This window comes from Kitasatospora sp. NPDC093558 (genome assembly GCF_040683475.1).
Classification (GTDB): Bacteria; Actinomycetota; Actinomycetes; order Streptomycetales; family Streptomycetaceae; genus Kitasatospora.
On record NZ_JBFBDY010000258.1, the window covers coordinates 1 to 8,947 of the forward strand.

Here is an 8,947-nt window from a genome sequence, read left to right on the forward strand (position 1 = left end):
CCAGGACGCCCTCGGCGAGCATGGCGCCGGCTCCGTCCCAACCCTCCTCCCCCGGCTGGAACATGAGGACCACGTCACCCTGGAGCCGCTCGCGCCGCGCGGCCAGCAGGTGCGCGGCGCCCGCGAGCATGGCGGTGTGCAGGTCGTGCCCGCAGGCGTGCATGGCGCCGTTGTCGGCGGCGAACGGCACCGGGGCCTTCTCGGCGACGGGCAGGGCGTCCATGTCGCCGCGCAGCAGGACGGTCGGACCCGGGCGGCCGCCGCGCAGCACGGCGGTGACCGAACTCAGCGCGGATCCCAGGCCGATCTCCAGCGGCAGCCCGTCGAGCGCGGCGAGCACCCGCTCCTGGGTGCGCGGCAGATCGAGGCCCACCTCGGGGAGGCGGTGCAGGTCGTGGCGGAGCCGGACCAGGTCCGGGGCGAGCGAGCGCGCGTCGTCGTGCAGGGACACGGGTACCTCCGATCGAAGCCAACGCCGGTGGTGCGGCGGGGAGCATACCCACGGCACGACCGCCCTACGAGCCGTCGGCGGACGGAACGGCCACGCCTCCGGGGCCGGCCACCGGGGGCCGCGCCGTCTGCGATCGCGGCGCCAGGACCCCGGTCGTACGCTGACGAGTGCAACGAGTTGCGCGCCACTGCGCCCGTGACGTCACCCCGCGTGAGGAGACCCCGAGGGGACGGTGAGGCGGATGACGGGGCCGACGGCCGACGGCGGCACGCCCGCAGACCGGGTCGCACGCGTCGCCGGTCTGCTGGAGCGGCGCGTCGCCGCGTACGACCGCGACCGCGACCACCGGGCCGTCTTCGCGTACCTCTACCTCTGCCTGACCAGGGACTTGGAACGCGGCCTGCGTTCCGGCCGCCCGGCCTTCGACGACCCCGGCTGGATCGCCCTGCTCTCCGGCCGGCTCGCCATGACCTACCTGCGGACGCAGGACGCCATCGACACCTGGCTCGCCACCGCCACCGACCGCCCGGCCCACCCACGGCCCGGCGACCTCCCCGACACCGTCCCGCCGCCCTGGCGGGACGTCTACGCCGCCTCCAGCGCCGAACGCTCCTACGTCCTGGAGGAGATCGTCTTCTCCATGGCCGCGCACCTGTCCTACGACCTGCCGCTCACCCTGCTCGCCCTGGCCGGCCCGGGCCCGGCCGACCCGCACGCCCACATCGCCGACTTCGACCGCATGAACGCCCTCCTCGGCTCCAGCGTCGAATCCGTCCAGGACCACGTCGCCGCCCGCTACTGCCGCGGCCTGCTCACCCTCGAACACCTCTGCACGCGCGACGAACGCCTCCTCACCGCCCGCGGCATCGAGGCCTTCCGAGCCGACGCCTGGTTCAACTTCGACCGCCTCTCCGACCCCGTCGCAGCGGCCACCGCCCGCCGCGCCATCCCCCGGATCACCGCCGACATCATCCGGGAATTCCGCGCCCCCGCGGACCCCAACCTCCGCCTCGCCACCCACCTCCTGCGCCTCCTCGTCCCCGCCCGCCGCCAATGGCCCCCACCGGACGGACAGCCGGGCACGGTGCACCGACCAACCCGCTGATCACCGCGCCGCCCCTTTGCTGCAACAGCCGTTGCTCCGGCGGGTCATCAGCCATCGTCCGGCGCCGCGCGTGGTGCGCACCTGAGTACGGACGGCGTATCGGACGGGCTAGCCGGGCTCGCGCACTGCGGCGGGGCTGCCAAAACTGGCGGCGTGTCCTCAACCACCATCACCCCGATCTCCTCACACGAGTTGGACCTCCTCCGCGCGCTGAAGTCCCGCGCCGCGGGCGGCGGGCTGTCGGCCGAAGCCGTGGTCCTGGCACAGGGACGGCTGCAGGTGCCGTCGGGCTGGCCGGCGGGGTTGCCGCGGCGCAGTGACGGCGGGGACTGCTTCCGCAACGCGTGGCGGATCGCGCTGAAGCCGGCCGGGCTGGTGTACGTGGAGGGGTTCGTCCTCGGCGAGGGCGGGGTGGTGACGCGGCGAGCGTGGTGTGCGGACGAGGACGGGCGGGCGCTGGACCCGACCTGGCGGGACGGGCGGGCGCTGGCCTACGTGGGGGTCGGCATGGCCGCGGCGTGGGTCGCGGCGGTCCAGCAACGCACGTGCACGCGGACGCGGTTCCCGGGCGTCCTGGACGCGGCCGTCCAACACACCCGCGACGCCGACCGCGTGTTCACCTACGGGGTCCCCGCCACGGCCCTGATACCACTCGGCCGGGAGCTCCCACCCCGCCCCGAGGATGCGGACCACTGCGACGCCTAGGCTTCTCGGCCAGGCAAAAAGTCCGGTCCCGGGGCGGCTTCGGGGGAGGCCGACCCGGGACCGGGGTCATGAGGTGGTGGGGGTCAGACGCCCACCGGCTGCTTCTCCGTGGGGAGTTCGTCCTCGACGGCGGCCTCACCGGCCGGGGGCTGCTTCTTGAGCGCCAGGGCCAGCAGGCCGCCGAGGATCAGCAGGACGCCGCCGGCGATGCCCGCCGTGCGCAGGCCCTCGACCACGTCCTCTTTGGCGGCGGTGGCGTACGTGCCGGTGAAGGTGGAGTTGGCGACCGCGACCAGGGCCGCGAGGCCGACCGCGCCGCCGACCTGCTGGGCGGTGGAGGCCATGGCGCCGGCGACGCCCTGCTCCTCCGGGGCGACCCCGGAACCGGCGGAGGCGAAGACGGAGACGAAGACCAGGCCGCCGCCGAGGCCCCACAGGACGGAGCCGGGGAGCAGCGCGGGGAACGAGCCGCCGGTGGTCATGACGGCGGCGGTCAGGGCGATGCCGGCGCCGTTGACGGCCATGCCGGTGGCGAGGGTGGCCCGCATGCCGAAGCGCTGCATGAACTTCGGGGCGAGCTGGCCGGCGCCGACCATCGAGACCAGGGTGAGCGGCAGGAAGGCGAGGCCGGCCTGGAGCGGGGTGTAGCCGAGGACGGGCTGGATGTAGGTGGTGAAGACGTAGTAGCCGCCGGACAGGCCGGTCTGGAAGACGAAGACGACGGCCATGGCCACGACGAGCGGACGGTTGCTCAGCAGGCGCAGCGGCATGAGCGGGTCGCGGGTGCGGGCCTCGGTGACGAAGAAGGCGACGAGCAGGGCGGCGCCGAGGACGAGGGCGGTGAGCGGGGTGGTGCTGAGCCAGCCGTCCTCGGGGCCGGTGACGAGGCCGAAGACGACGGCGGAGATGCCGGCGGTGGCGAGCAGGGCACCGGGCAGGTCGAAGCCGCCGCGGCCGTCGGCGGCCGGGTCCGGGCGCAGGACCTTGGGGGCGGGGATGAGGACGGCGAGCGCGAACGGCACGTTGATGAAGAACACCCAGCGCCAGGAGGCGAGGTCGGTGAGCACGCCGCCGAGGAGGGCGCCGGCGGCAAGGCCGAGCGAGCCGGCCATGCCCCAGACGCCGAAGGCCTTGATGCGGGCCTGCCCGTCGAAGGAGGTGGCGATGAGGGCGAGCACGGCGGGGAAGAGGAGGGCGCCGCCGATCCCCTGGACGACGCGGGCGCCGATGAGGAGGCCCTGTCCGGTGGCGATGCCGCCGACCAGGGAGGAGACGGCGTACAGGCTCAGGCCGGCGAGGAAGAGGCGGCGGGCGCCGATGCGGTCGACCGCGCGTCCGCCGAAGAGCAGCAGGCCGCCGAAGGAGACGGCGTAGGCGGAGACGACCCACTGGAGGGACTGGGCGGAGAAGCCCAGCGCCCGGCCGATGTCGGGCAGCGCCACGTACACGATGTTGTAGTCGACGGTGACGATGAACTGCGCGAAGGCGAGGAGGAAAAGGGTGATTCCCGCCCTCCGGGCAGGGGCCGTGGCAGGCATGGTTACTCCCGTTTGGGGACCGTTGGGGACTGTCGAGGACCGTTGGAGACGAAGTCGGCACAGGTTTGGCACGGAAAGCACACGTGCGGAATAAAGCCTGCACCGAACGGTGCTCAGCTTCTTAACGGTGTTTACTCTAGCAGGAGTACGCTCCAAACAAAACGCCGTATAGTTCTGCCACCGACCTGGAGGACAGCAGCATGGATACGAAGCCCACCCGCCGCGCGCGGCTCCGCCAGCAAACGATCAGCGAGATCAAGGAGGCCGCCCTGAAGGCCCTGGCCGAGGCGGGACCGGCGGGCATCACCCTGCGCGGGATCGCCCGCGAGCTGGGGATGACGGCGGCCGCTCTCTACGGCTACTTCGACACCCGCGACCAGCTGATCTCCACGCTCGCGGCGGACGCCTACAACGAGCTGGCCGACTCCCACGAGGCCGCCCTGGCCGCCCTGCCGCACGAGGAGACGGCCCGCCGGGTGCGCGCGGTGTGCGACACCTTCCGCACCTGGTCGGTGAAGAACCCGGCGGCGTTCCGGCTGATCTACGGGGACGGCCTGCCGGGGTTCACCCCGCCCGAGGAGGTTGCCGCCGCGGCCCGGCGATGCTGCATGACGGTTCTGGACGTGGTCGACGGGGCGTGGGAGCACGTGCCGGCGGCGCTGCGCGACGACCCGGCCGAGTGGTCGGACTTCCACGAGTCGCTGGCCGGCCCGGCCCGGGAGCAGTTCCCCCACCTGTCGCCACAGGCGCTCGGGGTGAGCCTGCGGATCTGGGGACGGATGTACGGACCGGTGGCGCTGGAGGTGTTCGGCTACCTCGGGCAGCAGATCAACGATCCGGCGGAGGTGTATCGGCGCGAGGTGGACGCCATCATTGAAATGCTCGGCATCGGCGAGTAGATACCTGGGAATTCTCGCCATTGGCCCGGCCGAAGCCTAGTAATCTTTAGGAAACAATCCTAACGGTTTATCCTTCACGTAAATACGGAGGCCGGTCGTCACGCGGGCGACGCGCGACGACCGGCCCGGCGTCACCGCCGCGGGCGGGACCAGGCCCGCATCGACGGCTTCTCGACCACCACGTACAGCAGCCAGGCCAGCGCCAGGCTCACCCCGAGGTACAGGACGACGATCGCGGCGGCCTGCCAGGCGGCGAACGACCGCTCGAAGCCCATCAGTTGCTTCAGGTACGTGATCACCGTCCCGTGCACCATGTAGAACGCGAAGGACACCTCGCCGAGCCACTGCAGCGCCGGGTGGTGCAGCACCGAGCCGACGCCGCGCAGGTCCCGGACCGCGATCGCGGCGATCAGCAGGGCCAGCGGCAGTGCGGTCACGGCGCTGTGCGAGTACAGCCACGGCACGTTCATCGAGCCCACCCAGGCCAGCAGCGCGAGCGCGGACGCGGCCGGCACGCCGATCCGGGGCAGCTTCCCGGCCGCGACGATCAGCGCCGTCACGATGCCGAGCGCGAACTCCAGCGTGCGCACCGGCGGGAACATGTAGACCGCCCAGAACTGCTCGGCGGAGACGGGGAACCCGTTGGGCGTCGTGCCGCCCGGCAGCAGCGCGTACGCGGCCGTCGGCACCAGCGCGATCGCCGCCGCCAGGGCCAGCGCCGGCACCCACAGGCGGGCCGGGTCGACGCGGCGCAGCAGCGCGTGCAGGAACGGGAAGCACAGGTAGAAGAGCAGCTCGCAGGCCAGCGACCAGCTCGGCGGGTTCACCGACAGGTAGACGTCCAGGTACGGGAACCAGGCGTGCACCATCGCGAGGTTGGGCAGCCATTGCCGCCAGGTCGAGGTGGCGGCGGCGAACAGCACCATCGCGAGCGCCCACGTGACGACGTGGTTGGGGAAGAGCTTGACGACCCGCCGGCGCCAGAAGGCGCGCTTTCTCAGGCCCGGCCGGGCGGCGTGGGTGAGGACGAAGCCCGACAGGACGAAGAAGAACGACACGCCGATCGAGCCGGTGGTCGACCAGATCCGGGCCCAGATCTCCCGGGCGCGCCCGTCGAACGGGGTCAGCGCGGGCGGGCCGGTGAGCGAGGTGTGGAAGAAGAACACGCCGAGGGCGGCGAAGAAGCGCAGCCCGGTGAGCGAGGGCAGCCGGGAGGGCGGGAGCGAACTGCTCGGAGTGGTGGGCGCTGGCGCGAGGACGGTTGCGCGGGACACGTGCGGTCGGATCCTTCGGATCGGGTGCGAGCCCGGACGGCTCGCAGTGGAACGGGGACAACTTCTGTGCTGTGAAAGGGAGTTGAACGGGCGGAGACGCGCAAGGGCCGGGCCATCCCCGATGGCCCGGCCGCTGGGGACGCGCGTCAGGCGGTCGTGCCGCCGTCGACGGCCAGGGTGGCCCCGGTGACGAACGCGGCACCGGGCGAGACGAGGTAGGCCACCGCCTCGGCGATGTCGGCGGTGGCGCCGTACCGGCCGAGGGCGGTGCCCGCCCGCTGGAAGTCGGCGGAGGGGCCGTCGGCCGGGTTCATGTCGGTGTCGATCGGCCCGGGGCTGACCTGGTTGACGGTGATCCCGCGCGGGCCGAGGTCCCGGGCGAGTCCCCGGGTGAGCCCGAGGATCGCGGCCTTGCTGACCGCGTACGGGGTCATGCCGCCGCCCGGCACCCGTTCGCCCAGGCAGGAGCCGATGTTGACGATCCGGCCGCCCTCGGGCAGGTGGCGGGCGGCGGCCTGGGCGGTGAGCAGCGCGCCGCGGACGTTGACGTCCAGGGTGCGGTCGATGACGTCGACCGGCACGTCGGTCAGGGCGGTGCCGCTGACGTCCATGGAGCCGGCGTTGTTGACGAGGATGTCGATCCGTCCGAAGTGGGCGACGGTCGCCTCGACGGCGGCGGCGGGCGCCTCGCGGTCGGCGGCGTCGGCCCGGATCGCTAGGGCCTTGCCGCCCGCGCGCTCGATCTGCGCGACCACCGCGTCGGCGGCCTCGGCGCCGCGGGTGTAGGTGAGGGCGATCCTGATGCCCGTGCCGGCGAGCCGGCGGGCGATCTCGGCGCCGATGCCGCGGCTCGCGCCGGTGACCAGAGCGACCCGGTCGTCGGAGGGCTGCGGGGTGGGGTCAGACATGGGACGGCCTTTCGGAAGAAGCGACCTCGGAAGTCGCGGGGGCGGAGGTGCGGCGGAGCAGTTCGGGCACCAGCGTCAGCAGTCCGAGCGCGGCCATGGCCGCCCCCGTCCACAGCGGGGCGCGCAGCCCCCAGTGCGAGACGCCGATCCCGCCGACCCAGGAGCCGACGACCACACCGAGGGTGATGAAGGAGGTGTGGACGGTGTTGACCAGCGGACGGTCGTTGGCGGTGCGCATGACGCGGGTGACCATCGCCGGGTTCATCGTCACGCCGACCAGCCCGATGCCCGTCATGGCGGCCAGGGCGACGACGGAGTCGGCGGCGCCGAGCGCGAAGACCGTCAGGAACACGGTGTTGAGGGCCAGACCCGTGCCGAGCACCGTCAGGGTGTGCCGGTCGGCGAGGCGGCCGACGACGGCGTTGCCGATGACGGTGGCCGCGCCGTAGACGACCAGCAGCAGCGGGACGGTGCCCGCGGCGAAGCCGGTGACGTCGGTGAGGATCGGCACGAAGTACGAGAACGCGGCGAACGTCGCGCCGATGATCAGCATGCTGGTGGCGAAGGCCGCCCACAGCCGGGCGTTGCGGAAGGCGCCCAGCTCGGCGCGGACGGAGCCGCCGCCCCCGCCGGACTCCTCCCTGGCCAGCGCCGGGACCGCGCCGAGGGTGACGGCGAGGGCCAGCGCGGCCAGCGCGGCGACCGCCCAGAAGGCGAACCGCCAGCCGTAGTGCTCGCCGGCCAGCTGGGACAGCGGCAGGCCCAGCACGGTGCCGACCATCAGGCCGCCGAGCACGATCGAGGTGGCCCGGCCGCGCACCTCCGGCCCGGTGACGCGCACGCAGATGGCGAGCGCGACGCCGAAGAAGGCGCCGGAGGCGGCCCCGGTGACGAGGCGGGCGAGGACCATCAGGGCGTAGCCGTCGGCGAGGGCACCGAGCGCCTGCCCGGCGAGGAAGACGGCGTACAGGCAGATCAGGGCGGTCTTCTGGCGCAGCCGCAGCAGACCGGCGGTCAGCAGCGGGCCGCCTACGGCCATGGCCGCGGCGTAGACGGAGACCAGGTAGCCGATCTGGGGGATGCCGGCACCGAGGTCCTCGGACAGCTGCGGCATCAGGCCGGCCACCAGGAACTCGCTGGTCACCATGGTGAAGATGCCCAGGCCGAGGACGTAGATCGCGAAGGGCACGGCTCAGACCTCGACCGTCTCGGCCGTCCCGGCCGGCTCGGCGGCCGTCACCTCGGCGGCCGTGACCTCGGTGGCCTGGACCTCGGTGGCCTGGACCTCGGTGGCCTGGACCTCGGTGGCCTGGACCTCGGCGGCCTGGAACGACCCCAGGGACTCGGCGATCGCCTTGGCCCGCGGGTTGTCGGCCGGGTCGAAGACCGGGATCGGCTCGCCGGGCCTGGCGTCCGCCCCGGCCTGGAGGAAGAACTCCTCGAAGCCGCTGGGCGTGAAGATCAGCAGCTGCTTGGCGGCGTGCAGGCCCTTGTTGCGGAAGCGGTGGACGGTGCCCTTGGGGACGAAGACGAAGTCGCCCGCGCGGACATCGTAGGTCTGCCCGTCCGCGAAGAACTCCAGCTCGCCTTCGAGGAGGTAGAAGGCCTCGTCCTCGTTGCGGTGGTCGTGGGCCGGCGGACCGCCGCCGGGCGGCACGGAGGCCTCCAGCAGCGTGACCGTCCCGCCGGACTGCGCGGTGTCGACCTTGACGGTGTAGACGTCGCCGTTGAGCCAGACCGAGGGGCCCTGACCGGCCGGGACGTGCAGGACCTTGCCGAGGGCCGGCGGATGGTCGCTGCGGAGCTGTTCGTTGAGTGACATGGCGTGGGTGAACCTCAGGACGCTGAGACGGGAACGGGAACGGGGACGGCGACGGGGACGGCGAGGGCCGGGGCCGCGGTGAGCGGCTGGGCGAGCAGGGTGCCGTCGGGCAGCTGCCCGGTGCGGGCGGGCGCGACCTCCTGCCCGTCGCACTCGGTGGTCAGCACCTCCAGCCACCCGTCGGCGCAGCCGACGAACACCCGCCCGTGCTCGCCGTGCACGACGAGCCCGGGCACGGGCGCCCG

At 73.1% G+C, this 8,947-nt stretch carries 10 protein-coding genes; 3 read left to right on the top strand and 7 right to left on the bottom strand.

Translation table 11 applies throughout. The features are described from left to right. Positions 1–451 (bottom strand): M20/M25/M40 family metallo-hydrolase (locus AB0O00_RS22355; RefSeq protein ID WP_363654401.1); only part of this gene is annotated, 451 nt, incomplete at its 3' end. Positions 452–692: 241 nt separating this feature from the next. Here AB0O00_RS22355 and AB0O00_RS22360 point away from each other — a divergent pair. Then, positions 693–1,556, top strand: coding sequence for a DUF5995 family protein (locus AB0O00_RS22360; protein WP_363654403.1), 864 nt, complete (start codon positions 693–695; stop codon positions 1,554–1,556). Positions 1,557–1,709: 153 nt separating this feature from the next. After that, the gene (locus AB0O00_RS22365; protein WP_363654405.1) at positions 1,710–2,261 is read left to right on the top strand and encodes a hypothetical protein; all 552 of its coding nucleotides are present in this window, start codon (positions 1,710–1,712) and stop codon (positions 2,259–2,261) included. An 83-nt stretch (positions 2,262–2,344) separates the two neighbouring features. Here the strand turns inward: AB0O00_RS22365 and AB0O00_RS22370 are convergent, their stop codons facing one another. Continuing rightward, positions 2,345–3,799 (bottom strand): MFS transporter, encoded by a 1,455-nt coding sequence (locus AB0O00_RS22370; RefSeq protein WP_363654407.1) that lies wholly within the window; start codon positions 3,797–3,799, stop codon positions 2,345–2,347. A gap of 200 nt (positions 3,800–3,999) precedes the next feature. Here AB0O00_RS22370 and AB0O00_RS22375 point away from each other — a divergent pair, with 200 nt between their 5' ends. Then, positions 4,000–4,698 carry a TetR/AcrR family transcriptional regulator gene (locus AB0O00_RS22375; protein ID WP_363654408.1) on the top strand — a complete coding sequence of 233 codons (699 nt, stop codon included), beginning with the start codon at positions 4,000–4,002 and terminating at the stop codon, positions 4,696–4,698. A 131-nt stretch (positions 4,699–4,829) separates the two neighbouring features. Here the strand turns inward: AB0O00_RS22375 and AB0O00_RS22380 are convergent, their stop codons facing one another. The 5 genes from AB0O00_RS22380 to AB0O00_RS22400 form a co-directional block, all read right to left on the bottom strand. After that, a complete protein-coding gene (locus AB0O00_RS22380; RefSeq protein WP_363654410.1) occupies positions 4,830–5,972 on the bottom strand; it encodes an acyltransferase in 1,143 nt (380 codons plus the stop codon). A 146-nt stretch (positions 5,973–6,118) separates the two neighbouring features. Beyond that, positions 6,119–6,880, bottom strand: coding sequence for an SDR family oxidoreductase (locus tag AB0O00_RS22385; RefSeq protein ID WP_363654412.1), 762 nt, complete (start codon positions 6,878–6,880; stop codon positions 6,119–6,121). Further along, the gene (locus AB0O00_RS22390) at positions 6,873–8,069 is read right to left on the bottom strand and encodes an MFS transporter (RefSeq protein ID WP_363654414.1); all 1,197 of its coding nucleotides are present in this window, start codon (positions 8,067–8,069) and stop codon (positions 6,873–6,875) included. Before AB0O00_RS22390 ends, AB0O00_RS22385 begins: the two co-directional genes overlap by 8 nt. 3 nt (positions 8,070–8,072) lie before the next feature. Continuing rightward, positions 8,073–8,702, bottom strand: coding sequence for a quercetin 2,3-dioxygenase (locus tag AB0O00_RS22395; protein WP_363654416.1), 630 nt, complete (start codon positions 8,700–8,702; stop codon positions 8,073–8,075). A gap of 14 nt (positions 8,703–8,716) precedes the next feature. Beyond that, positions 8,717–8,947, bottom strand: a 231-nt coding sequence (locus AB0O00_RS22400; RefSeq protein ID WP_363654418.1) for a hypothetical protein, incomplete at its 5' end; no start/stop codon positions are given.